21 protein-coding genes are annotated in these 24561 nt (G+C 34.8%); 11 read left to right on the forward strand and 10 right to left on the reverse strand.

All coding sequences use genetic code 11. The annotated features are described in order from the left end of the window. The 3 genes from ABJI11_RS02255 to ABJI11_RS02265 all read left to right on the forward strand — a co-directional run. Positions 1-710 (forward strand): T9SS type A sorting domain-containing protein (locus ABJI11_RS02255; RefSeq protein ID WP_348349034.1); only part of this gene is annotated, 710 nt, incomplete at its 5' end. A gap of 264 nt (positions 711-974) precedes the next feature. Beyond that, the gene (locus ABJI11_RS02260) at positions 975-1421 is read left to right on the forward strand and encodes a DUF2975 domain-containing protein (protein ID WP_348349036.1); all 447 of its coding nucleotides are present in this window, start codon (positions 975-977) and stop codon (positions 1419-1421) included. A 2-nt stretch (positions 1422-1423) separates the two neighbouring features. Next, positions 1424-1630 carry a helix-turn-helix transcriptional regulator gene (locus ABJI11_RS02265; RefSeq protein ID WP_276493440.1) on the forward strand — a complete coding sequence of 69 codons (207 nt, stop codon included), beginning with the start codon at positions 1424-1426 and terminating at the stop codon, positions 1628-1630. Between the two features lie 53 nt (positions 1631-1683). On the opposite strand, the gene ABJI11_RS02270 is transcribed toward ABJI11_RS02265, so the two are convergent. The 7 genes from ABJI11_RS02270 to ABJI11_RS02300 all read right to left on the reverse strand — a co-directional run bounded on the left by ABJI11_RS02270 (position 1684) and on the right by ABJI11_RS02300 (position 13181). Further along, positions 1684-1962, reverse strand: coding sequence for a hypothetical protein (locus tag ABJI11_RS02270; protein WP_276493439.1), 279 nt, complete (start codon positions 1960-1962; stop codon positions 1684-1686). Between the two features lie 79 nt (positions 1963-2041). Beyond that, the gene (gene atpD, locus ABJI11_RS02275; RefSeq protein ID WP_276493438.1) at positions 2042-3550 is read right to left on the reverse strand and encodes a F0F1 ATP synthase subunit beta; all 1509 of its coding nucleotides are present in this window, start codon (positions 3548-3550) and stop codon (positions 2042-2044) included. Between the two features lie 167 nt (positions 3551-3717). Further along, entirely contained in the window at positions 3718-5352 is a 1635-nt protein-coding gene (locus tag ABJI11_RS02280; RefSeq protein WP_348349038.1) for a G-D-S-L family lipolytic protein, read from the reverse strand. An 18-nt stretch (positions 5353-5370) separates the two neighbouring features. Continuing rightward, positions 5371-8160, reverse strand: a complete 2790-nt coding sequence (locus ABJI11_RS02285; RefSeq protein WP_348349040.1) for a TonB-dependent receptor — start codon at positions 8158-8160, stop codon at positions 5371-5373. Positions 8161-8450: 290 nt separating this feature from the next. Next, positions 8451-10295 (reverse strand): glutamine--fructose-6-phosphate transaminase (isomerizing), encoded by a 1845-nt coding sequence (gene glmS, locus ABJI11_RS02290; protein ID WP_348349042.1) that lies wholly within the window; start codon positions 10293-10295, stop codon positions 8451-8453. Between the two features lie 148 nt (positions 10296-10443). Continuing rightward, positions 10444-12366 carry a DUF4270 family protein gene (locus tag ABJI11_RS02295; protein ID WP_348349044.1) on the reverse strand — a complete coding sequence of 641 codons (1923 nt, stop codon included), beginning with the start codon at positions 12364-12366 and terminating at the stop codon, positions 10444-10446. Between the two features lie 5 nt (positions 12367-12371). Further along, positions 12372-13181: a glycogen/starch synthase gene (locus ABJI11_RS02300; RefSeq protein WP_036157219.1), complete on the reverse strand. Its 810-nt coding sequence runs from the start codon at positions 13179-13181 to the stop codon at positions 12372-12374. Between the two features lie 90 nt (positions 13182-13271). Here ABJI11_RS02300 and panC point away from each other — a divergent pair, with 90 nt between their 5' ends. The 6 genes from panC to radA all read left to right on the forward strand — a co-directional run bounded on the left by panC (position 13272) and on the right by radA (position 18286). Beyond that, on the forward strand, positions 13272-14129 hold the full coding sequence (gene panC / locus ABJI11_RS02305; RefSeq protein ID WP_348349046.1) for a pantoate--beta-alanine ligase: 858 nt from the start codon (positions 13272-13274) through the stop codon (positions 14127-14129). A gap of 8 nt (positions 14130-14137) precedes the next feature. Continuing rightward, positions 14138-14488 (forward strand): aspartate 1-decarboxylase, encoded by a 351-nt coding sequence (panD, locus tag ABJI11_RS02310; protein WP_276470845.1) that lies wholly within the window; start codon positions 14138-14140, stop codon positions 14486-14488. A gap of 2 nt (positions 14489-14490) precedes the next feature. After that, positions 14491-15456 carry a lysylphosphatidylglycerol synthase transmembrane domain-containing protein gene (locus ABJI11_RS02315; RefSeq protein ID WP_348349048.1) on the forward strand — a complete coding sequence of 322 codons (966 nt, stop codon included), beginning with the start codon at positions 14491-14493 and terminating at the stop codon, positions 15454-15456. Positions 15457-15482: 26 nt separating this feature from the next. Further along, positions 15483-16625: an alpha/beta hydrolase-fold protein gene (locus ABJI11_RS02320; RefSeq protein ID WP_348349050.1), complete on the forward strand. Its 1143-nt coding sequence runs from the start codon at positions 15483-15485 to the stop codon at positions 16623-16625. Positions 16626-16679: 54 nt separating this feature from the next. Continuing rightward, positions 16680-16850 carry a hypothetical protein gene (locus ABJI11_RS02325; RefSeq protein WP_348349052.1) on the forward strand — a complete coding sequence of 57 codons (171 nt, stop codon included), beginning with the start codon at positions 16680-16682 and terminating at the stop codon, positions 16848-16850. Positions 16851-16924: 74 nt separating this feature from the next. Then, the gene (radA, locus tag ABJI11_RS02330; protein WP_348349054.1) at positions 16925-18286 is read left to right on the forward strand and encodes a DNA repair protein RadA; all 1362 of its coding nucleotides are present in this window, start codon (positions 16925-16927) and stop codon (positions 18284-18286) included. 105 nt (positions 18287-18391) lie between these two features. Here radA and ABJI11_RS02335 read toward each other — a convergent pair whose 3' ends face one another. Beyond that, positions 18392-19432, reverse strand: coding sequence for an aldo/keto reductase (locus ABJI11_RS02335; RefSeq protein WP_348349056.1), 1041 nt, complete (start codon positions 19430-19432; stop codon positions 18392-18394). A 69-nt stretch (positions 19433-19501) separates the two neighbouring features. Next, positions 19502-20266 carry an exodeoxyribonuclease III gene (locus ABJI11_RS02340; RefSeq protein WP_348349057.1) on the reverse strand — a complete coding sequence of 255 codons (765 nt, stop codon included), beginning with the start codon at positions 20264-20266 and terminating at the stop codon, positions 19502-19504. Between the two features lie 111 nt (positions 20267-20377). On the opposite strand from ABJI11_RS02340, the gene ABJI11_RS02345 reads away from it, so the two are divergent. Together ABJI11_RS02345 and ABJI11_RS02350 are read left to right on the forward strand one after the other, a co-directional pair. Continuing rightward, positions 20378-20899: a DUF3575 domain-containing protein gene (locus ABJI11_RS02345; protein ID WP_348349059.1), complete on the forward strand. Its 522-nt coding sequence runs from the start codon at positions 20378-20380 to the stop codon at positions 20897-20899. A 26-nt stretch (positions 20900-20925) separates the two neighbouring features. Then, entirely contained in the window at positions 20926-23013 is a 2088-nt protein-coding gene (locus ABJI11_RS02350) for a TonB-dependent receptor (protein ID WP_348349061.1), read from the forward strand. A 1-nt stretch (position 23014) separates the two neighbouring features. Here ABJI11_RS02350 and ABJI11_RS02355 read toward each other — a convergent pair whose 3' ends face one another. Beyond that, positions 23015-24559 carry a glycine--tRNA ligase gene (locus tag ABJI11_RS02355; RefSeq protein WP_348349063.1) on the reverse strand — a complete coding sequence of 515 codons (1545 nt, stop codon included), beginning with the start codon at positions 24557-24559 and terminating at the stop codon, positions 23015-23017. Positions 24560-24561 lie beyond the last annotated feature (2 nt).

The raw sequence follows: 24561 nt of genomic DNA on the forward strand, positions 1-24561 counted from the left end.
CTGTAGATGATGAATCTACCACTTATACTTGGACTTCTGACAATGGTTTTACAAGTACTTCACCCTTGGTTGTATTAAATATTACTGGTAATTATACCGTAACTGTTAAAACAGAAAATGGATGTACAGCACAGGGCAGCATACGTGTTGATGTTTCTAATGATGAAATAGATGCAGAGTTTGCTATGTCTAGCCAAGTATTTGTTGGTGAAACTGCAGTAGCCGTAGATTTAAGTTACCCTTTACCAGATAGTATTGAATGGATTGTTCCCCTAGGTGCCGATGTCGTGACTCAAAACCAAGATGAAGTTGAGTTTGCATTTGCAGAAGCAGGTGAATATGAAATAACCTTAATAACTACTAAAGGAAATTGTATCGCGGAACAAACGAAAAAGATAATAGTAATACCTACCGATAATTTAATACAAGAAACTAGCTCTAACGATGGACAAAAAGTAGTTGAAGAGTTTATTTGCTATCCCAACCCAACAACGGGTATATTTTCAGTAGACGTAAACTTAACCAAAGAAGGAGATGTTAGTATCAAAATATTTAACATGGTAACTAACACACTTATTGCTTCTGAAAGAGAAAGAGGAAAAACAAATTATACTATTCCTTTTGATATTTCTGGTATGCCAACTGGTGTATATGCAGTAGTACTGGAAACACCTTACGGTACATCATTACAAAAAGTAATTGTTAGATAAATTGGTCCATATAAAAAACACTAACACCAGCAGCATTCTTTTAGCTAAAAAGCAAAAACTTAAGTGTGAAATAAAGATTCAACTTAAACCTATGAAGCTCTGTAAATCAAATTAAAAAAAGATAACACCAATCATCTTTATTAAATTTATTATTGTTTTTCAATAATTTTTATATTTTTGTTATCGTTAAACAATAATTTTTTTATAAAAAACTATACCACAGCATTTAAGCTCTTTGTTAACTTATTAATATTTACAGTGATTATGTCAATTTTAGATAAGGGCGCGTCATTATTAAAATATTTAATCTCTTCATCAGATATAATATCATCTAATTCTAACCAAATTCTTGTCATCTTCAATCTGATATTATTAAGTTATGTATTATGGCTTCTAATAAAATTCAGAAAAACCATCTATACCTTACATACAGATTCTGTTTTTTCTGCAAAAAACGGCTTCAGCTTTACAGCTATTGGTAGAGGATTATTATTTTATTCAGCCGGTATATTTATTATTAGAGTATTTGAAAATATTTTAAACAAACCTGCTGTTAAAGGAGAATCTGTAGCTTATAACTTCGGAAGAGATTTTGGTGCTGCCCTAAGTGATAGAATACCACTTTTAGTAATTGCATTTTTTCTCTTGATTGTTGCCCAATTAATTAAAGAGGGCTATGATTTAAAACAAGAAAACGACCTAACCATATAATTATGAGCATAGTCGTTAACTTAAATACTGTACTAGCAGACCGTAACCTTAAGAGTAAAGAACTCGCAGAAATGATCGGCATTACAGAAGCTAACCTTTCTATTCTAAAATCAGGCAAAGCCAAAGCAATTCGTTTTTCTACGTTAGAAGCTATTTGTAAAGCATTAGACTGCCAACCTGCAGATATTCTTGCTTACAAAAAGGAATAAAAAAAGGCTACACTCAAAAGTGTAGCCTTTTTAATTTATACTAAATGTACTAGTTAATCTGCCAGTACAATTACTCTATTATTCTTAAGCTCAATAGTACCGCTAGAAATTTGTAACACTGTATTTCCGTTGGCATCTTTAGTGAACTTAGAGGCATATTCTTCATCTAAAGTAATATTACCTGCAACCTTTACCTTACCTTCTTGTAATAATGATACAATTGGGGCGTGATCTTTCATCATTTGAAACTCACCATTTATACCTGGTACCGTAACCGAAGTTACTTCGCCTGCAAATAATGTTGCCTCTGGTGATACAATTTCTAAATACATATTTTTTCAGTATTCAGTAATCAGTGCTCAGTAATAGAATGCAAAACTGCAAACTGTTACCGCCAACTGTTTACTAGATTTAAGCTTCAGTCAACATTTTTTCACCAGCTTCTATAGCCTCTTCGATAGTACCTTTAAGGTTAAAAGCAGATTCTGGCAAGTGATCTAATTCACCATCCATAATCATATTAAATCCTTTAATAGTCTCTTTAATATCTACTAAAACACCTGGTATACCTGTAAACTGCTCTGCAACGTGGAAAGGCTGAGATAAGAAACGTTGTACACGTCTTGCTCTACCTACCGCAGACTTATCTTCTTCAGATAATTCTTCCATACCTAAAATGGCAATAATATCTTGAAGTTCTTTATAACGTTGTAATAACTCTTTTACTCTTTGTGCACAAGCGTAATGCTCATCACCTAAAATATCAGCAGTTAAAATTCTTGATGTAGAATCTAATGGATCTACCGCTGGGTAAATACCTAACTCAGCAATTTTACGAGATAATACGGTTGTTGCATCTAAGTGAGCAAACGTTGTTGCCGGTGCTGGATCCGTTAAATCATCTGCAGGTACGTAAACCGCTTGTACAGATGTAATAGAACCTCTTTTTGTTGATGTAATACGTTCTTGCATAGCTCCCATCTCTGTTGCCAAAGTTGGTTGGTAACCTACCGCTGAAGGCATACGACCTAATAATGCCGACACCTCTGAACCTGCTTGTGTAAAACGGAAAATATTATCTACGAAGAAAAGTACATCTTTACCTTGGCCTTCACCTGCTCCATCACGGAAATACTCAGCAATTGTTAAACCTGAAAGGGCAACTCTAGCACGTGCTCCTGGTGGCTCGTTCATTTGACCAAAAACGAATGTCGCTTTTGAACCTTTCATTGCTTCTTTATCAACTTTGGTCAAATCCCATCCGCCATCTTCCATAGAATGCATGAAATCATCACCGTATTTAATAATACCCGACTCTAACATCTCACGAAGTAAATCATTTCCTTCACGAGTTCTTTCACCTACACCTGCAAATACAGAAAGACCACCATGACCTTTTGCAATGTTGTTGATCAATTCTTGAATCAATACCGTTTTACCTACACCGGCACCACCAAATAATCCAATTTTACCACCTTTTGCATAAGGCTCGATCAAATCGATTACTTTAATACCTGTAAATAATACTTCGGTAGAAGTTGAAAGATCTTCAAATTTTGGCGCTTCTCTGTGTATTGGAAGACCATCTTTACCTGCTTTAGGCAAATCACCTAAACCATCAATAGCATCACCGATAACATTGAACAAACGACCATATACATCATCACCTACCGGCATTTGAATCGCACTACCTGTAGCAACTACATCAACCCCTCTACTTAGACCATCGGTAGAATCCATTGAAATAGTTCTTACCGTATTCTCGCCAACATGAGATTGTACTTCCAAGACCAATTTTGATTTATCCTTATTTTCAATTTCTAAGGAATCATAGATTTTAGGAAGATCTGCACCTGACTGAAATTCTACATCAACTACGGGTCCAATGATTTGCGAAACTTTACCTGTAACTTTTGACATTACTTATATGTTTATTTATTGCGTTTTATAAAACCTGAAAAATACTCTCATTTTCAGGCTGCAAAGATACTCTTTTCAATTTTAAAGAAAAATTGTTTTTTTTCTTTTTTAAAAAAGAAAAAAGGCACTTAAAAAGTGCCTTGTAAATCTTAATATTTTAAACCCATTTATTGAAGTGTTGCCGGGTAGTTGGTAGGATAATCACCTACATTTAACAAACTACCTGATTCTTTAAAATTTGAACCATAAGTAGCATCAATTGCTATCATAAATTCATTTGCCAATAATGCATAACCTCTAGCAGTAGGGTGAATACCATCTAAAGAGAAGGCTCCACCGGTCACTAAATTTGATTGCAAAGTGAAATCGCCACTTGTAATACCACCATTGGCCAATTGATTCAATAACGTATTTGCATCTACCAATGCCAAACCTGCTTGGCTAGCTGTAGCCGCAATAATTTGATTGAAAGCTTCAGTAGCAACGGCAATTTCTTGTTGCTCTTCAGGTATTAAAACCCACTTATCTTCTAACGGAAGCGTTATACCTTCAACCGAAAACTGACCAGCTAATGCCTGTGGCAATCCTGCAGCCATCAATGCACCTACTGATTCTACATTTACCGTTCCTATAACCGTTGAACTAGGTAAAACGAACAAGTCATCTGCCGTTGCTTCTCTAGATTGACCATAAACACTTCCTAATAATCCAGCTACTAAAGGTGCAGCTTCCACCGGTAAACCAAATGATTGTACAAAAGCTGGAAATGTTGGACTACCACCTAATACCGCAGCAATCTGAGCAGATAAATCAGTTAACTCTTCATCCTTAATAATTACCTCACTTGCTTGCGTTTCTGAAAACTCAATGGAACGCTCAGGCACCCCTAAAAATGCATAAACTTGATTTAATTGACCAAAAATTCCATTTAATGTAGCAATCTGAGCTCCAAAGGATTCATCGGTTGGATCTAGAGGATTATGTGGCACGGTAGTAAAATGAGGCACATCTGTTACATTAGGAATGTTTGCAACTACACCTTGTGCTCCACCAGCTGTTAGCGTTGCTATCAAAGCACCGTAACTACCATCAAAACCTTGACCTGGCGCACCAGAAACAGGCGTAATAGGATCAGTACCGTCACCACCTGTAGTAGCATAACCCAATACATCATTATTACCTATCCATAGAGAGAAAAAACTAGGTGCTTGGCTTACTGCCATTTCTAACACACTTATATCTGGTGTTGTACCAGTCATTCTTACGAAGTAAGGATTTGCTAGACCTAGTTGTACATTACCTATATTTCCATATCCAGGTGCCAGTAAATGAAAACTTTTGGCACCTGGTACACCTAAATTATTAAAAGGACCTGTTGGGTTGTTCAATGCAATATCCGTAGTTACAGTAACGTCACCAATTACAGACTCCAAAGGAACCGGACCCGCACCTCCAAAAACCAACCTTGGGCTTTGAATTTCAGTACCTGCAAGCGCCAAACCACCAATATTATCATTAGTTAATGGCTGAGTAAATGTACCGCCGCCTGCAAGACTAAATTTTTGAGAAAGCAAATTTGGTAATGATAAGGTTTGACCCGCTTGGAACAATGCTCCATCAGTAAAACCTGCCGTTAACGAATTTCCTAAAGAAACATAATTAGAGAAATCTGCCGAACCAGCTGTTAATGCCGGCAACTCTTCTGCCATTACTTCTGGCTCAAGATCAACATCTTCAGGATCATTACAAGACGTAAAAGCCAATATACCTAAAGAAATATATAAATATTTTAAGTTTTTCATTTCAACTTTTGATTTTAATTAGTTGTTAATTGTCCAAGATAAGTAGTACATAGAACCTATGAAGCCAGTACCGAAAGCCGTGTAATATTCTTTATTAGTAAGGTTTGTACCTCCTAATTTGAAAGAAGATTTAATACTTGGAACATCATAATTAATTTGAGCATCTACAACATGGAATTCTGGAATTACACCATTGCCAAAAGTAGCTTCCCAATAATAATCATCACTAAATCTATAGGATACATTAAATCCAAAATTTTCAAACAATTCTTTGTTACCAAAAGATGCTTTGAACTTGTGTTCAGGTGTGTTGAAATTCAACATAACATCCGGATTAGCCTCACGGTCAAAATCTAACTTCGTAAAAGTATAACTACCCCCTAAATCAAAATTACCCAAGACTTTAACATCAAGACCTAAAGATGCCCCATAAGAATTAACATTAGCATCGGTATTAGTATAAGTACTATATGCTTGAAAATCACCATTTGCTATCGCCGCAATCGAAAGACCGCCATCACCAACTTCTCCGTAGTATGGAGCTACAACTACTTCTTGAGAAATAAAATCTTCATAACTATTATAATAGGTACTAAAATCAATAACTACTTTATCAACCTTACCCCTATACCCAATTTCAAAAGATGTTACTTTTTCTGGTTTAACCAAATCTGGATTAGCAATTTCAAGAACAGAAGGATCACCTGTTTCAGCTAAAGCCGTAGCTGAAGCCGCAGAATAAGAATTGTTATACGCTGCTGTACCTGTCTGAGTAACCGTTGAAGATTGACCTAATAACTGACCCGAAGCACTTACATCAAAATCTCTTGAATACTGCTCTAAATTATCAGGTGCAGACCCTACCAAAATTGCTCTACCAGCATCTAATCCAATAAAAAGATCTTGAGTAGTCGGGTTTCTGAATCCAGTTTGAGCAGATGCCCTAATATTATGATTTCTATTCAAGGTATAACCTGCAGATAATCTTGGAGAATAAAAACCATCAAAAAATTCTGATTTATCATAGCGTAAGGACCCGGTTAATTTTAAACTTTTTTCTCCCGACATTGGCAGTGTCTTTTGAATCTGCGAGTAAATTCCGAATTCAGAATAATCAATTGGACCGTCTTCCTCCGAATCAGTATATATTGTACCTAAAGAATTTAAGCTATACTCTCTAAAAGAACCACCAACTTGTATTTCTGCCCAATCAATCAAATGACTAAAGTTATAGTTACCATCGGCATGATAGTATTTAGACTGGTCATAAAACTGTGACCCTACACTTAAATCCGGATCTTTAATAACCTCATTAAAAGCAGCTTCAAATTCCGGTGTACCCGGCAAGAGCCTACCAGATTCAGCTTGAGCCCTAGCAGCTGCATGCGCCTGTTGATCAGTAGCACCTCCTAATGTTGCTTGCACATACGCCCCTGTATATTCACCAAACCAAGTATTGTCATCTTTCCAAGACCTGTTGATATTAATACCAGTAAACACCATATCATAAGAATCACCTGCCTTATCAGCAACCACATAACCTCTTACAAAAAAATTGTCATTTTTGATTTCTAATTTGTGTTGTTCTTGAAAAAAACCAGCAATATTGTACCTATTAGTACCTTGATAAATTGTGTTACCCGTACCGACTTTACCTACGTAAGAAATTTCCAAGCTATTATCCTCTATTGGTCTATAATACAATCCCCAATCAGCTTTTATACTTTCCGCATTATAATTAGTAAGATCACTTTCATTATATCCAGTTCTACTAACGATTTCTGAAGGAACTAAAGCATTAGCGCCAGAAGGCAAAACACCCAAGCCCTCCAGGGCTAGTGCAACTTCTTTAATATTTGTAGAAACCTCATCACCGTAAACATTAATACCATCATAATTTAAATTATCACGTGTACCTCCTGGTGTATTTCTATCATCTACATTTGTTGCAGCCCAATCAGTACCTTTTAGGTAGCCAAAATTGACTTTAGCCGCAAACTTATCACTGAATTTATGTGCAGCTCTAATACCAAAATCAGTATAAGAATTATCACCAGCAGCCTTTTGAGAAGTAATACCTTGCTTTATTGAAACACTAATACCCTCATAATCAAACGGACTTTTACTACGCATGAACAAAATTCCATTGAATGCATTTGCCCCATAAAGTGCAGATGATGCACCTGGCAACAATTCTACACTCAATACATCTGGCTCCACTAGTCCAACTAAATTCCCGATAGGAAAGTTTAGTGCCGGTGTAGAATTGTCCATACCATCTACAAGCTGCATAAAACGTGTATTGGCGAAAGAAGCAAACCCTCTTGTATTAACAGACTTAAAAGTTAAACTGTTCGTATTTACATCAACCCCTTTCAAATTTTCCAATCCGCCATAAAAATCTGCAGCAGTTGAATTCTTAATTTCAGAGACACCAATTCTTTCAACGGTAACCGGTGATTCGAAAATACGTTCTGGTGTTCTAGAAGCCGAAATAACAACTTCATCTAAAAAGGTTTGTGATTCATTTAAGGTTATCGTTATTTTCTGGTTTGCACTCGTAATACTTTCAGTAGTACTCGTATACCCAATACTTGACACCTCAATCTTAAAAGGTGGCACTTCGGATGTAGCCAAATTAAAATTACCATCAAAATCTGTTACTGTTCCAATGGTTTTGCCAACGATAACAATATTGGCCCCTGGGATGGGCGCATTGTTTTGGTCAACAACATTACCACTGATATTGGTTTGAGAGTACCCTAAAGTACCCACAATCATCAATGCTAAAAGAAGTATTGCTCTCATTCTTTATCAAAGTTTAAAATTAGTTGAGGGTTAAGATACAGATAATTTCACATGGATAATAGTAATTTCAAAAAAATTATGCACGCATAGTATTATTTTAATAATTAAATGGTTCAATTATTGGGATATACGCAATTAACTTTTAAATAACATTTTACTAAAAATTAAACAAAAACCTACCAATATTATTAAAAACGATAGTATTATTTACATTTTACGCTACTTAAACCCATAAAAAAAGGGACATGAAATGAACCATGTCCCTTTATATAACTTAAATAAAAATTTATCTATTCTACCGTCACCGATTTAGCAAGGTTTCTTGGTTGATCCACATTACAATCTCTCATTACTGCAATATGGTACGAAAGTAATTGCAAAGGAATTGTCGTTAAAAGCGGAGTTAAACTTTCTAAAGTTTCTGGAACCTCAATAACATGATCTGCCAAATCTTTAACCTGCTCATCACCTTCTGTAACAATTGCTATAATTTTACCTTTTCTAGATTTTATCTCTTGAATATTACTTACAACCTTTTCATAATGCCCTTTCTTAGTCGCAATTACAAAAACTGGCATTTGTTCATCAATCAACGCAATAGGACCGTGCTTCATTTCAGCTGCCGGATACCCTTCTGCATGAATATAACTTATCTCTTTTAATTTAAGCGCACCTTCTAAAGCTACAGGAAAATTATATCCTCTACCTAAATAAAGACAGTTAGTTGAATCTTTATACACATCAGCTATAATTTCTATTAGCGTATTAGATTCCAAAGATTTCTCTACCTTACTTGGTATCGTCTCTAGCTCTGTCAAATATTCTCTATACTTTGTTTCAGAGAAAACACCTTTTGCCTTCGCTAATTTTAAAGCCATAAGCGTTAGAACCGTAATTTGAGTCGTAAATGCTTTTGTAGAAGCTACCCCAATTTCAGGTCCCGCATGTGTATATGCACCAGCATCTGATTCTCTTGCAATAGAAGAACCAACAACATTACAAACCCCAAATACGAATGCTCCTTTTTCTTTAGCTAATTTAATAGCAGCCAAAGTATCTGCAGTTTCACCAGATTGTGAAATTGCAATTAAAACATCTTTATCCGTAATAACCGGATTTCTGTATCTAAATTCCGAAGCATACTCTACTTCTACAGGTATTCTTGCCAAATCTTCAAAAATATACTCAGCAACCAAACCAGCATGCCATGAAGTACCACATGCTACTATAATAATTCTATTAGCGTTTAAGAATTTTTCCATATTAAGATCAATCCCCGCCATTCTTACCAGACCCTGATCAGCCAATAAACGACCTCTATAAGTATCTTTTATAGCTCTAGGCTGCTCATAAATCTCCTTTAACATAAAGTGATCATAACCACCTTTTTCAATCTCCTCAAGATTCATTTGAAGCTCCAAGATTCTTGGATATGCAACGGCATCTCCCTTAATTTTTCTAAGCTTAATTTCTTTCCCCAATCTTATAATAGCCATTTCCTCATCTTCAAGATAAACAGCATTATTAGTAAACTCTATAAATGGCGAAGCATCTGAAGCTATAAAAAATTCTTCTTCACCAATACCAATAGCTAATGGACTACCCAATTTAGCTACTACAATTTCATCTGGTTTTTCTTTATCAAAAACCGCAATGGCATAAGCACCTACAACTTGGTTAAGTGCAATCTGAACTGCCTTACCAAGTTTAACACCTTCGGTTTTCTTAACCTCTTCAATAAGATTAATCAAAACCTCTGTATCTGTATCTGACTGAAATGTATATCCACGTTTAGTCAATTCCTGCTTAATAGATTCATAATTTTCAATGATTCCATTATGTATTATAACAAGATTTCCAGAATTGGAATAATGCGGATGAGAATTAACATCATTTGGAACACCATGTGTTGCCCAACGTGTATGACCAATACCAATACTACCGGCCTGAGATATTTCTTTAGCTTTATTCTTTAAATCCTCAACCTTACCTTTTGTCTTAGCTAGATTGATTTGATTGCCATCATATAATGCAATACCCGCACTATCATAACCACGATATTCTAATCTTTGAAGTCCTTTTATAACAATAGGAAAAGCATCCCTATGACCTATATAACCAACAATTCCGCACATACTAATATTTCTATTTGAAAAATTTAATTTAAAACCCTAAGCTTAAAAAATAAGCGTAAGATTTATGCCATTTAGGTTATACAACGTTAATAATGTAGAAGTGGTATGTCAACAATTAATTAAATGACGAAAATCACTATTAAATCGTTTACTGAGCTTTAGTATAGGATATTTCTAATTTCAACCTCTTCTCATAATTAGGGTCGGCAACATCTACGTTACTACCAAACAAGACCGTTCCTAGCGGAGTCACTGTTGACGTAATAGGTAATTCTTCTTCTCCATTAGTAACCTTTGCATCGGCAATATTCCAATTTTGAATATTTGTTGTAAGTGTTAATCCCAAAGTAGCATTAGCAGAGTCTCGAACAATCAAATTATTTATATGATCTGTAATCTTTACCGAATACTGAATTCCTTTTCCGTTAGATTTCTCTATAACTCCATCATAATCTGGATAAAATGCAAATAAATTCGGGGTCCCTGTTTCCGCAAATGCTACATCTGTAGCTGTATTTATTAAAGGAAATTTATTCTCAGCATTATATAAATATAATCTTGGAGGCTCTAATGTACTACCTACAGCATCTAACTGATCTCTATCTATATAGAAAACCAAATTAGCTTCATTAATTACCCAATTCTCACTTTTAATTTGTTCAATAATACTTTCACCGCCATCTTCTTCAAATAAATTAATTTCAGCATAAGTACCTGGACCTCCTTTTAAATAAATTCTTGAAACATTTTCATTGCTATCTAAAGTTTGAAGAATTTGAGGATCGTAGTCTTCAGTTATAATAGTATTTACTGCATTACCGGAAACAACGCCAGTTGTACTCAATGTCAAAAATGAAAAAGTAAAATCAGTCTCCAATATATTATTAGGGTTATCATCACTAGTATCATCTGTTGTACCATTAGTATCATAATTGGTATAACTATAAGTCATAGTAATATTAGAGCTATTTAAGTTAAACATAAAAAGCACATCGTTACCAGATTCATCTTCTATAGAAAAATGAAGCCCCCTAATAAACTCAGTGAAGTTAGCTTGACTAATTAACTCTGAACTCCCTTCCTTGTCTAATATATTTGTCTGAAAAAATTCATTATCCAACGCAACCCTAATACCCGGTTGTAGTTTTGTAAAAGTTTGAGATTCATCTACATCTTCAGTTGAATCGTCATCTTCATTCTGAATTAAAATTTCTTCATCAATAATTTCAACTACACCTTCAAATAGTGGGTCACCAGTAACAAAATCAGGAGAGAATACTTGATTTGAATAATATTGTTGTACTTCTTGAAAGCTTGCATTTGGATCTAAATCACGTAAGAAAAAGGTTGAACGCTCTACCTTTAAATTAAAAGAAGGTAGTGGACTTTTAGCAACGTCATCATAGTTTACACCATTAATATAGATACTGTCTAGTTCTACTTTTTCTGCGAAATTATCAGAAAAAATAGATGTACCGTCAAAATCGTTAACACCATCACGATCTTCATCAACACTAGAGCTGTCCAAAGGATCTGTATTAGATGCTGTCTCTATAATATTTGAAACACCATCTCCATCATTGTCATTATTGCTATCAGCTGGATCTAGATCAAATTCATCTGCAACACCATCACCATCCGTATCCAACGAACTAGCGTTTGTCAAAAAGGGTATATACAGATATACCTCTTTAATAGTTTCATTTTCTTGAACGGTGGTTATTGACTCATCTGTAGCACCTGCTCTATCCTCTTTTTCTTGAGAAAAACTTCCAAAAGAAGGGTTTGCCGTACTTAAATATAATTGCGAAGTTACAGAAGCCTCTGTTTTACCATAAACGGGATCATTATATGTACCTAATTGATAAATATCAAGCTTATTGGTTTGAACTGCCTCAATGTTCTTGTTAAATGCAAAAACATCGTACACTTCTGTACCGGTAGTAAAAGGCTCGTTACCAACAACTCCCGACCCCACAGTAGTTAAGTCTTGCTCGCATGAAACCAAAACACCCAATATCAATAACAACCCTAAAAACTTAGGGAAAGCGGACTTAGCAATAAAATTCATTCAGATTATTTTAAAACTTCGGTGTTATAAAAATTAGCATATTCCTCTTCAAACTCTTGAACAGGCACATATGGTAACACTGGTTTTTCTTGGCTAGATATATGGTTTTCTAATTCATCAGGAATTTCTTCCGAAGCTAAAATAACCGCATCCGAATAATCAACAGCCACCTTTAACAAATTATTATAGGTAGGCTCACCTAAAGATGCAATTTCTTCTTCTGGAATACCATCAAAAGATATTCTCTTGATCATATCCTTATCCAAAGAACCTTCAAATGTTTTACCGTAAACAGATAAAACTATTTTACTGTCCGCAAATAAAGGCTCGTCAGCATAATATTTCTTCAAATACAATGGCAATAAACTTGCCATCCACCCATGAACATGGATAATATCTGGTGACCAATTTAATTTTTTAACCGTCTCCATAACTCCTTTTGCAAAGAAGATTGCACGTTGGTCATTATCCGGAAACAAATTACCTTGTTTATCTGTAAACGTAGCCTTACGCTTAAAGTACTCTTCGTTATCAATAAAGTAAACTTGAATTCTTTCTTTTGGTATGGAAGCCACCTTAATAATCAATGGCATATCCATATCATTAATGACCAAGTTCATACCTGATAATCTAATTACTTCGTGTAATTGATGCCTTCTCTCATTAATGTTCCCGTACCTAGGCATGAAAATCCTAATCTGACCACCATTGCTGTTGACCATTCTAGGCGCTTCATAAGACATAAGGGAAACTTCGTTTTCGGGTAAGTAAGGAACTAATTCAGAAGATACAAATAATATCTTTTTACCATTCATAAAGGTTATATTTTATTTTTCACTGGAACGCAACTGCAAAATTACAAAAAATATAGAGATTAGCAGTAATTATAGTAAGTTTGCTCGCTAATGAACTTTTCAATGCCGGTAATACAGACCAAAACCAAGCTCAAAGAAGAACTTAAAAATCTAGGTAACAAACGAGACCTAGCTCTTGTACCCACTATGGGCGCACTTCACAAAGGGCATGCATCGCTTATTAAAAAAGCAGTTGAAGAAAATGAAAATATCATTGTAAGTATTTTTGTTAACCCTACACAATTCAACAACAAAGAAGACCTAGATAAATATCCAAAAACAATAGAAGCCGACATACATTTAATTTCTGCCATATCAGAAAAAATCATCATATTCACCCCAGAAGTTTCTGAAATATACCCTAACACTATTGTTCCAAAAATTTATGATTTTGAAGGGTTAGACAAAGTTATGGAAGGTGAATTTAGAGATGACCACTTTAATGGAGTCGGTACAATAGTAGAAGAATTGCTCAATATAGTACAACCTTCAAGAGCATATTTTGGAGAAAAAGATTTTCAACAATTACGCATTATTCAAAAGCTTACTGAAATACAGGATATTCCCGTAGAAATAATAGGTTGCAAGATTATCAGGGAAGACCACGGTTTGGCAATGAGCTCCAGAAATGAAAGGTTAAGCAAAAACATAAGACAAAAAGCTGCCTTTATTTACGAAACCTTAAAAACTGCCAAAAGTAAATTTGGCACGGAAAATGCATTAAACGTTAAAGATTGGGTGATTAATCAATTTGAAAACAACCGTGATTTTCAACTAGAATATTTTGACATTACTGATGTTGAAACACTGACACCAATAAAGAATAAAATAAATAATGTAAAATACAGGGCGTTTATTGCCGTTTATGTGGAAGACGTAAGGCTAATTGATAATATAGCCCTAAATTAAAATAAGATATGCAAATAGAAGTAGTTAAATCAAAAATACACCGAGTAAAAGTTACCGGTGCTGATCTTAATTATGTTGGCAGCATTACTATCGATGAAGATTTAATGGACGCCGCAAATTTTATTCGTGGCGAAAAAGTTCAAATCGTAAACAACAATAACGGGGAAAGATTAGAAACCTATATTATTCCAGGCCCAAGAAAAAGCGGAGAAATTACCTTAAATGGTGCGGCAGCAAGAAAAGTAGCCGTTGGCGATATTCTAATTTTAATTTCTTATACTTGGATGGATATTGAAGATGCCAAGAAATTTAACCCTTCATTAGTTTTCCCTAATGAAGAGAACAATCTTTTAACCTAACGTTGACGAATACATTAAAAAAAAACCTTAAGATCATACTCCCAATAGCCTTGGGAGTTTTTTTAGTTTGGTACTCCTATAATTCTACCACACCAGAAAACAGAAAGCAAATAATCTTTTATATTAAAGAAGCTAATCCGATTTATGTTTCACTTTCTATTCTTCTAGGTATTTTAGGTCACATTTCTAGAGCGGTTAGATGGAACTATCTTCTTGAACCATTAGGATACAAGCCAAAAATTACCAATAACATACTTATAATTTTAACCTCTTATTTTGCCAATTTAGGTATACCTAGAACTGGAGAAATATTGAGGGCCACAGCACTAACTACATATGAAAATGTACCTTTTGAAAAGGGTTTTGGCACCATCGTTACAGAGCGAGTTATCGATGTAATTATGCTTCTTTTTGTAGGAACCATTGCATATTTATTACAGACAGATGTTATTATGGGTATTCTTCAAGAACGTGGTTTCAATGCAACCGGACTCATATTTCTTGCATTAGGCGGAATAGCTTTATTCTTTGCTTTTATATTGATCATAAAAAAATCTAATAGTGCATTTGCCCAAAAAATTAAAACATTCGTAAAAGGGCTTCTTGACGGAGTATTCAGTATTTTCAAAATGAAAAATAAATGGCTGTTTATTTTTCATACCTTTTTCATTTGGGGATGCTATATTGGTATGCTTTGGATTATAAAATTTACCGTTCCAGAAACCATATCACTTACACTTAGCCAACTGTTGGTAGCCTTTGTAGCTGGGGCTTTTGCAATGGCAACTACCAACGGAGGCATTGGTCTTTACCCCATTGCCGTAAGCAGTGCTCTTGCCATATTTGGAATCAGTGCAGTATCTGGTGACGCCTTTGGATGGATAATATGGATAGCACAGACTCTAATGATAGTTGTTTTTGGTGCAATATCTTTTCTTTTATTACCGTTATTAAACCGTAGTAAATAGTTTCTACAAACTAATAATCTTCTTTTATGCGTTATGCAGCTTTAATATTCGCACTTTTATTTGGAATTACTTCCTATGCTCAAGTGACACAAGAAATCTTCGAATCTTTTAAACTTCAAGAGCGAAGAGATGTAAACTACTACTTTCCCGAGAACATGGACGAAACCAAAAAGTACCCTTTAATCATTGTACTTGACGGCGAATATCTATTTGAACAAGTAGTAGCAAATTCAAAATTTTATAGTCGATTTCACGGTATGCCGCAAAGTATTGTTATAGGTATAAACCAAAGCGAAAATGATTTAAGATTTGAAGATTGTGGCTTTGATTCAGATAGCGGATTACCGTCTGAAAAAGGTAAGAGTTTTTATGAGTTTATCGGCATGGAACTGATCCCCTATCTAGATCTTAACTATAACACTGCCCCATTTAAAATGATTGTTGGGTATGACATTACCGCTAATTTCATGAACTATTGGTTGTTTAAAGACAATTCAATATTTGATGGTTACGTAAGTATTTCACCTACTCTTGCCCCAGAGATGGAAAACAGAGTACCTATGCGTTTAGATTCTTTTGAAAATCAAATCTTCTACCAGCTAATTGTAGAAGGCGAGGCTAGCAGTCACAAGCAGAAAATTTTAGCAATGGACCAGAACCTTAAAGCTATTAAGAAAGAATCTCTGCATTATTTCTTTGATGAATACTCAAACGCCGATCATATTTCTGTTGCTACCTATGGCATTGGAAAAGCGTTCGATAATATCTTTGGTATGTTCAAGCCTATTAGCCCAAAGGAATACAAAACTCAAATATTAACTAGTGAAGAGCCGGTTTATGACTATTTAGAAAATAAATACCAAGGTATTGTGGATATGTTCGGTTTTAGTAAGCCTGTTGAATTAAACGATATTATGGCTATATATGCCGCTTCTAGAAAAAAAGAAGATTTTGAATCGCTAAAACCTTTATCTGACCTTTGCAAAAAGGAATACCCAGAGACTATGTTAGGTTTTTATTTTGAAGCTGAGTATTATGAACAACTTGGCGAGCCCAAAAAAGCACTAAGAACATTTGAAAAATCATTTCAAATGGAAGAAATAGATTTTTTAACTAAAGAAATGGCCCTTGAAAAAATGGATGCACTGAAAGCCGATTTCGGTTTTTAAAAAATATTATATTAAATAAACGGCTATTCCCAAATTAGCCTAACCTACTTAATTATGATTAAAATTGACGCAATGTACTTCGTGTTCTCCGGAGTGCTCTTTACTTATTTTGGTTTAAAAGGAGAATTTATCTTAACCTATAACGGCATTGCCCTATTTATGGCATGGGCATCATTTTTCCTCGCCTTTAGTGCTTTTAAAAAAGAGAAATCCCGTGAAAATTAAAGCATAATTTTATTCTTAAACACTATCATTTCAAACTTCTTGCTACCTTTAGCTTTTATCGATAAAAGCTAAAGATGGCCAAAACTAAAACTGCATTTTTTTGTCAAAATTGCGGCACTCAATATGCTAAATGGGTAGGACAATGCTCTGCCTGTAAACAATGGAATACCGTTGTTGAAGAGGTGGTACAAAAGGAAGAAAAGTCCAGCTGGAAAGCTTCTTCCCAAACAGCAAAAAGAGTCTCTAAACCTCTTTTAGTAAATGAAATAAGTATTGAGAAAGAAGTGCGCCTGAATACTTTTGACCTTGAATTCAATAGAGTTCTTGGCGGAGGTCTTGTACCTGGTGCCTTAGTATTATTGGGCGGTGAACCTGGTGTTGGTAAAAGTACCCTACTACTTCAAATAGCATTAAAATTACCTTACAAAACGCTTTATGTTTCTGGTGAAGAAAGCCAAAAACAAATTAAAATGCGTGCCGACAGAATTAACCCAAACAGTGAAACCTGTTTTATTCTTACAGAAACGAAAACACAAAATATTTTTAAACAGATTGAAACTGCAGAACCCGATATTGTCGTTATCGACTCTATACAAACCCTTCATTCAGAATATATTGAATCTGCTGCAGGCAGTATTTCTCAAATACGAGAATGTACAGCCGAGCTTATAAAATTTGCAAAAGAAACCAATACACCTGTTATACTTATTGGGCATATAACTAAAGATGGGTCTATTGCCGGACCTAAAATTTTAGAACACATGGTTGACACTGTTCTTCAGTTCGAAGGTGACCGCAATTATGTATATCGTATTCTTAGATCATTAAAAAATAGATTTGGATCAACTGCAGAGCTAGGTATTTACGAAATGCAAGGCAGTGGCCTGCGTGAAGTAAACAACCCGTCTGAAGTATTGATAACGAAAAACGATGATGGCTTAAGCGGTACCGCAATTGCATCTACAGTAGAAGGTATGCGCCCTTTACTTATTGAAATCCAGGCATTGGTCAGTACAGCTGTTTATGGAACACCTCAACGTTCTACAACAGGCTACAATGTCAAAAGATTAAACATGCTATTGGCAGTGCTAGAAAAACGTGCAGGATTTAAATTAGGCGCTAAAGATGTTTTCTTGAATATTACCGGAGGTATTTCCGTAGATGACCCGGCTATTGATTTAGCAGTCGTTGCCGCTATCTTATCAAGTAATGAAGACATACCTATTGATAAAGGAATTTGTTTTGCGGCCGAAGTTGGACTTGCCGGAGAAATTAGACCCGTACAGCGTGTAGAGCAACGTATTCTTGAGGCAGAAAAATTAGGCTACGACACCATAATTGTCTCAAAAAGTAATAAAATAGGTCTCAAATCAACCAAAATCAAAATTTTATTGGCTTCAAAGATTGAAGAGGTTGCCTCAAATTTATTTAGTTAGCGCTTATCTCTCATTATTCTAGCCAATACCATTATAATGACTATTACCACTAGAATAAGTACAATTTGCCCAAATCCGACTTTTAAAAATACTAGACTTCCCATTTTATGGTGCAGGGTTTGGTATTGAATTATGAATAGCCTCTATTTCCTTTAGAACATCTTCAGAAAGATCAACATCGATACTACCAATATTTTCTTCTAATTGCTTTATACTGGTAGCTCCAATTATGGTACTGGTTACAAAAGGTCTTGTATTTACGAATGCCAGTGCCATTTGCGCTAAGCTAAGACCTTGTCCCTGTGCCAATTCATAATACCTTTTTGTAGCTTCAACAGCGCTATCACCTATATATCTATTATATTGGGGAAATAGACTTAAACGAGAGCCTTCTGGCATTCTATCACCTAAGTATTTTCCGCTCAATGCCCCAAAACCCATTGGCGAATATGCCAACAAGCCTACTTGCTCTCTCATAGAAATTTCAGACATACCAACTTCAAACAATCTATTCAATAGACTATAAGGATTCTGAACGGTTATTGTTCTTGGCAGTGTTCCATGAACTTTACTTTCTTCCAAGAAACGCATTGTACCCCAAGGAGTTTCGTTGGATATACCCACGTGCTTAATTTTACCTTCGCGAATTAAGTCACGCATAGTTTCTAAAACCTGATGAACATTATCTTCCCAATAGTCAGCTATATCATGCTTATAACCTCTTTGACCAAAATAATTGGTATTTCTTTCCGGCCAATGTAACTGATACAAGTCTATATAATCCGTCTGCAAACGCTGTAAACTCCCCTCGACGGCTTCAATAATAGATTCTCTGGTAAAACCGGTAGTACGAATAAACTTCGTCATTTCAGCTTTTCCTGCAATTTTAGAAGCTAGTACAATATCTTCTCTATTACCATTTTTTTTAAACCAATTACCAATAACCTTCTCAGTAGCGGCATATCTATCTTTATGTGCAGGAACAGGATACAACTCTGCCGTATCTAAAAAATTAACACCTTTATCTATGGCATAATTTATTTGCTCATGACCTTCTTCTTCGGTATTTTGATTACCCCAGGTCATTGTACCCAAGCATATTTTACTTACTTCAATATCTGTATGTGGTAAATTGGTATAAATCATTTAGCTTAAAATTTGCAATCTTTAAATGTAAAATTACTAAATATAATCAGGGTGATGGCATCCATTTCGTTAACTCTCTACCTCTATTAAAATAGGGCAGTGATCACTGTGTTTTGCTTCGGATAAAATTACAGATCTTGATAACCTGTCTTTCAAAGGCGAAGCTACCATAGCATAATCTAAACGCCAACCCTTGTTATTATTTCTTGCATTAGCCCTATAGCTCCACCATGTATAATTATCTGGCTCAGAATTAAACTCTCTAAAACTATCTATAAACCCGCTTTTCATGAATTCTCCTATCCATTCTCTTTCTACTGGCAAAAAGCCCGATACGTTTTTTAAACCTACAGGATTATGAATATCTATTGCTTCATGGCAAATATTATAATCACCAAGAACTATTAGATTAGGATTAGTTTTTTTTAGAGCATTGGCATACTCTTGAAAATCTGCCATATACGTAAGTTTAAAATCTAACCTCTGCATATTGGTACCTGAAGGTAAATACATACTCATGATAGAAATATCTCCAAAATCTGCCCGAATATTTCTTCCTTCAAAATCCATATAATCTATGCCTGTACCAAAAACTACATTATCCGGTTCTGTTTTAGATAGTATAGCCACACCACTGTACCCTTTTTTTTGAGCACTATACCAATAATTATATTTATAGCCTGCCTTTTCAAATAACGTAAGATCTAGTTGATCTTCATTTGCCTTAATTTCTTGCAAACAAACAACATCTGGCGATACTGCACTCAACCAATCTAAAAAACCCTTTCTTAACGCCGCACGTATTCCATTAACATTGTAGGATATGATTTTCATCTATCTTTTTTTGTTTAAAAATAAAAAGAGTTAAGGATTATAGGTGCATACTTTCTTATAAAATCATAATTTCACAGCTTTAAAAACTATTTGCATTTTAAAACGCATATCATGAACAAGTTTATTTTCTCAGCTCTTTTAGTTTTCATTACCACTTCTTCTTTTTCTCAAGCTTATTATAATGATGAAAATAGCCACGAAGTAAAACTGAACATTGGTCAATTTTTGGTAACCTCTACTGTAGAATTTGGCTATGAGTATTACATAAACGAAGACACCAGTATTGGTGGCACACTATATTTTGATGGAAAATCAACAGATTACAACGGTAATTTTGGAATAGGTCCTAACTTGAGAGCATATTTTGGTTATGGACCAAAAAGCGGTCTTTTTGCTGAAGTGTTCGGTCTTTATTACACAGGTGAAGATGACGAAGATACAGCGAACTTAGGAAATAGAAATTATGACTACTCTACAGTAGCCCTTGGTCTTGGTGGTGGTTATAAATGGGCAACCAGAAGTCAAAAATTCACCATTGAACTCAATGGCGGTCTAGGTAGAAATATTAACCCAGAAGATTTTCAAAATGATTTCATGTTTAAAGCCGGCTTATCTTTAGGTTATCGCTTTTAATAGGTATTTTTGAGGTTTAATCTCCTATGAAAAAATTATTTCCCTCATTACTATTTGTATTATTTACCTTAAACTTTTTTGCTCAAAACACTATTAAAAAAGATAGTGTTACCCAATTGAACGAAGTTATTGTCGTAGATACGCTAACAGCAAAAAATGCTATTGGCATTATACCTTCACAAACTATTGGAGCTACTACTTTCGCAAATTATAGTCCTGTTGACTTTATAAGTTCCATTAATCAAGTCTCTGGACTTTATGCATTATCAGGATCTTTAAATACGAATAGAATAACAATAAGAGGAGTAGGTTCCAGAACTTTATATGGCACCGACAAATTAAGACTTTATTACAATAACATTCCTATTACTAACGGAACAGGCTCTTCTACCATTGAAGCTTTTGATTTAGAAAATCTTACCTCAATTGAAGTAATTAAAGGACCTAAGGGAACCGGATTTGGAACTAATTTAGGCGGGGCAATTATTTTAAATACAAATCAAAAAAGCGAGCAACCTACGAAATTCACCAATAATACTACCATAGGTTCTTACGGATTATTCAAAAACAGTCTAGGATTTACACACTCACAAGAAGATTTTTATATGACCTTTCAATACGGCCATATGGAAATAGACGGTTATCGCGAAAATAACAGATTTGAGCGTGACGGATTTCTTTTAAACACCATATTTAAACTTTCAGAGAAAAGTGAAGTTGGACTATTGGTTAACCACATTGATTACTCTGCTCAAATAGCTAGTTCAATTAGCCAAGAAGACTTTGATGAAGATCCAACACAAGCTGCGTTTACCTGGAAATCTGCAAAAGGTTATGAAGACAACAACTATAGTCTTATTGGTCTTTCCCACACCTATTACGCAAATTCAAAATTAAAAAATACTACTAGTTTATTTTATACCTATTTAGACCATTATGAACCTGCACCGTTCAATATTTTAGATGAATATACAAATGGCTACGGTATTAGAACATTGTTTTCCGGTAATGTAGGTATTTCTGAAAATATACTTACTTACACCTTTGGCGGCGAACTTTATAAAGATGAATATTCTTGGGGAACATTTGAAAATCTTTATCAAGAAAACAATGGTAATGGAAGTTTACAAGGCGGTAGATTATCTAAGAACAAAGAATTTAGAAGTCAAATTAACGGTTTTGTCACAGCAGCATATTCCTTTACCCCTAAGTTGACTGCACAATTGGGTCTAAACATCAATAAAACTCAATATGATTTTAGAGATCTTTTGAATACAGGCGAAAACAATACAAGTGCCAACAGAGATTTTAACACCCTTTTTCTACCAAGCTTAGATATTAACTATACAATTACGCCAACAAACCAAATTTTCGCGAATATTAGCCGCGGATTTTCAAACCCTAGTTTAGAAGAAACACTTACTCCTGAAGGTATCATTAATCCAGATATTGCTCAAGAGACAGGTACAAACTATGAGATTGGCATTGAGCATCGAAGTAAAGACAATAGACTAAAGTTAGAAATCGCTGCTTACATCATGCCTATTAAAAACCTACTAGTTGCCAAACGTATTGGAGACAACCAATATATTGGACGTAATGCCGGTAAAACTAAACATCAAGGTGTAGATCTAGATTGGAGCTACCGTATTAATATATCCAATAAAATAACGGTTTCACCTTTTATAAGCTATACCTACAGCAATCATAAATTTGTTGACTTTATAGACGAGGAAGCTGATGAAGACTATTCTGAAAATGCTTTAACAGGTGTGCCAAAAAACAAAATAAATTCAGGGATTCAAACTAATTTTGGAAATGGGCTATCTGTAAACATTACCCATCAATTTGTAGATGAAATACCTTTGACAGATGCGAATTCTCTTTATAATGACTCCTTCAATTTATTAAATATTAAAGCAGGTTATACAAAACAAATTACAGAAAAAATACGTGTAGGTTTAAATTTCGGCATCAATAACCTAACCGATACCAAGTACGCACAGTCCGTTTTAATAAACGCTACGGGGTTTGGAGGAAGTGCCCCAAGGTATTTCTACCCTGGGAACAACATCAACTATTATGGCAGTGTAAAATTGAATTACACTCTTTAATCTATTCCATTTTCTTCAACCATGTTTTCATATCGACCGCATCATGAATGATACCGTTCAATGCCGATATAGCAACACGTTCCTGTTCCATAGAATCTCTATGTCTAATTGTAACTGTGCTATCTTCTAAAGTTTGATGATCTACAGTAATACAGAAAGGTGTACCATTAGCATCTTGCCTTCTATAACGTCTACCTACAGCATCTTTCTCATCATAAATTACATTAAAGTCCCATTTGAGATCATCTATAATTTTGTGTGCTATTTCTGGCAAACCATCCTTTTTAAGCAATGGTAAAATAGCAGCTTTTACAGGAGCTAGAACAGCCGGAAGCTTAAGTACTGTTCTTGTTGTATTATTCTCCAATTCTTCTTCTCTAAGTGAGTTAGAGAATACCGCCAAGAACATTCTATCCAAACCAATAGAAGTTTCTAAAACGTAAGGAACATAGTTTTTGTTCACCTCGTGATCAAAATACTGTAGCTTCTTACCGGAAAATTTTTCATGGCTACTTAAATCAAAATCTGTACGGGAATGAATTCCCTCCAATTCTTTAAATCCAAATGGAAAACGAAATTCAATATCCGATGCAGCATCTGCATAGTGCGCAAGCTTCTCATGGTCATGAAAACGGTAGTTATCTTGACCTAGACCTAAAGATAAGTGCCATTTCATTCTTTTCTCTTTCCAAACCTCATACCATTCTTTTTGTGTGCCTGGTTGAATAAAGAATTGCATCTCCATCTGCTCAAACTCACGCATTCTAAAAATGAACTGTCTTGCAACAATTTCATTTCTAAATGCTTTACCGGTCTGTGCTATACCAAAAGGAAGCTTCATACGACCAGATTTCTGTACATTCAAGAAGTTTACAAAAATACCTTGTGCAGTTTCTGGTCTAAGATATAGATCCATTGCACTTTCAGCATTAGCACCTAATTTAGTACCGAACATTAAATTGAACTGCTTTACATCTGTCCAGTTCTTAGAGCCAGACATTGGGCATGCAATATCCAATTCTTCGATTAACGCTTTAACATCGGCTAAATCTTCATTCTGTAAAGATTTACCCAACCTATTTAAAATTGTTTTACCCTGTTCTTGATAATCAACTACACGTTGGTTAGTCTGTAGAAACTGTTCTTTATCAAAAGCATCGCCAAAACGCTTAGCTGCTTTTTTTACCTCTTTCTCAATCTTAGCATCAATTTTAGCAACATAGTCTTCTACTAAAACATCTGCCCTGTATCTTTTTTTTGAGTCTTTATTATCTATTAACGGATCATTAAATGCATCTATATGCCCAGAAGCTTTCCACGTTAACGGATGCATAAAAATTGCTGCATCTAACCCAACAATATTATCATTGAGCTGTACCATGGCCTTCCACCAATAGTCTCTTATATTCTTTTTTAATTCAACACCATTTTGACCGTAATCATAAATAGCACTTAAACCATCATAAATTTCACTAGATTGAAATACATACCCGTATTCCTTTGCGTGTGAAATTACACGCTTAAAATCATCTTCTTGCTTTGCCATTT

The organism is Maribacter sp. (assembly GCF_039968975.1).
In the GTDB taxonomy this organism is placed as follows: Bacteria; Bacteroidota; Bacteroidia; order Flavobacteriales; family Flavobacteriaceae; genus Maribacter.

Excerpts from the sequence above, each read along its gene's own strand:
- panD (WP_276470845.1), top strand. The coding sequence starts at position 14,138 with ATGCAAATAGAAGTAGTTAAATCAAAAATACACCGAGTAAAAGTTACC.
- ABJI11_RS02270 (WP_276493439.1), bottom strand. The coding sequence starts at position 1,962 with ATGTATTTAGAAATTGTATCACCAGAGGCAACATTATTTGCAGGCGAA.
- ABJI11_RS02350 (WP_348349061.1), top strand. The coding sequence starts at position 20,926 with ATGAAAAAATTATTTCCCTCATTACTATTTGTATTATTTACCTTAAAC.
- ABJI11_RS02345 (WP_348349059.1), top strand. The coding sequence starts at position 20,378 with ATGAACAAGTTTATTTTCTCAGCTCTTTTAGTTTTCATTACCACTTCT.
- glmS (WP_348349042.1), bottom strand. The coding sequence starts at position 10,295 with ATGTGCGGAATTGTTGGTTATATAGGTCATAGGGATGCTTTTCCTATT.
- ABJI11_RS02300 (WP_036157219.1), bottom strand. The coding sequence starts at position 13,181 with ATGAATGGTAAAAAGATATTATTTGTATCTTCTGAATTAGTTCCTTAC.
- ABJI11_RS02325 (WP_348349052.1), top strand. The coding sequence starts at position 16,680 with ATGATTAAAATTGACGCAATGTACTTCGTGTTCTCCGGAGTGCTCTTT.
- ABJI11_RS02260 (WP_348349036.1), top strand. The coding sequence starts at position 975 with ATGTCAATTTTAGATAAGGGCGCGTCATTATTAAAATATTTAATCTCT.
- ABJI11_RS02280 (WP_348349038.1), bottom strand. The coding sequence starts at position 5,352 with ATGAAAAACTTAAAATATTTATATATTTCTTTAGGTATATTGGCTTTT.
- ABJI11_RS02355 (WP_348349063.1), bottom strand. The coding sequence starts at position 24,559 with ATGGCAAAGCAAGAAGATGATTTTAAGCGTGTAATTTCACACGCAAAG.
- ABJI11_RS02265 (WP_276493440.1), top strand. The coding sequence starts at position 1,424 with ATGAGCATAGTCGTTAACTTAAATACTGTACTAGCAGACCGTAACCTT.
- panC (WP_348349046.1), top strand. The coding sequence starts at position 13,272 with ATGAACTTTTCAATGCCGGTAATACAGACCAAAACCAAGCTCAAAGAA.
- ABJI11_RS02335 (WP_348349056.1), bottom strand. The coding sequence starts at position 19,432 with ATGATTTATACCAATTTACCACATACAGATATTGAAGTAAGTAAAATA.
- radA (WP_348349054.1), top strand. The coding sequence starts at position 16,925 with ATGGCCAAAACTAAAACTGCATTTTTTTGTCAAAATTGCGGCACTCAA.
- ABJI11_RS02340 (WP_348349057.1), bottom strand. The coding sequence starts at position 20,266 with ATGAAAATCATATCCTACAATGTTAATGGAATACGTGCGGCGTTAAGA.
- ABJI11_RS02285 (WP_348349040.1), bottom strand. The coding sequence starts at position 8,160 with ATGAGAGCAATACTTCTTTTAGCATTGATGATTGTGGGTACTTTAGGG.
- ABJI11_RS02295 (WP_348349044.1), bottom strand. The coding sequence starts at position 12,366 with ATGAATTTTATTGCTAAGTCCGCTTTCCCTAAGTTTTTAGGGTTGTTA.
- atpD (WP_276493438.1), bottom strand. The coding sequence starts at position 3,550 with ATGTCAAAAGTTACAGGTAAAGTTTCGCAAATCATTGGACCCGTAGTT.
- ABJI11_RS02320 (WP_348349050.1), top strand. The coding sequence starts at position 15,483 with ATGCGTTATGCAGCTTTAATATTCGCACTTTTATTTGGAATTACTTCC.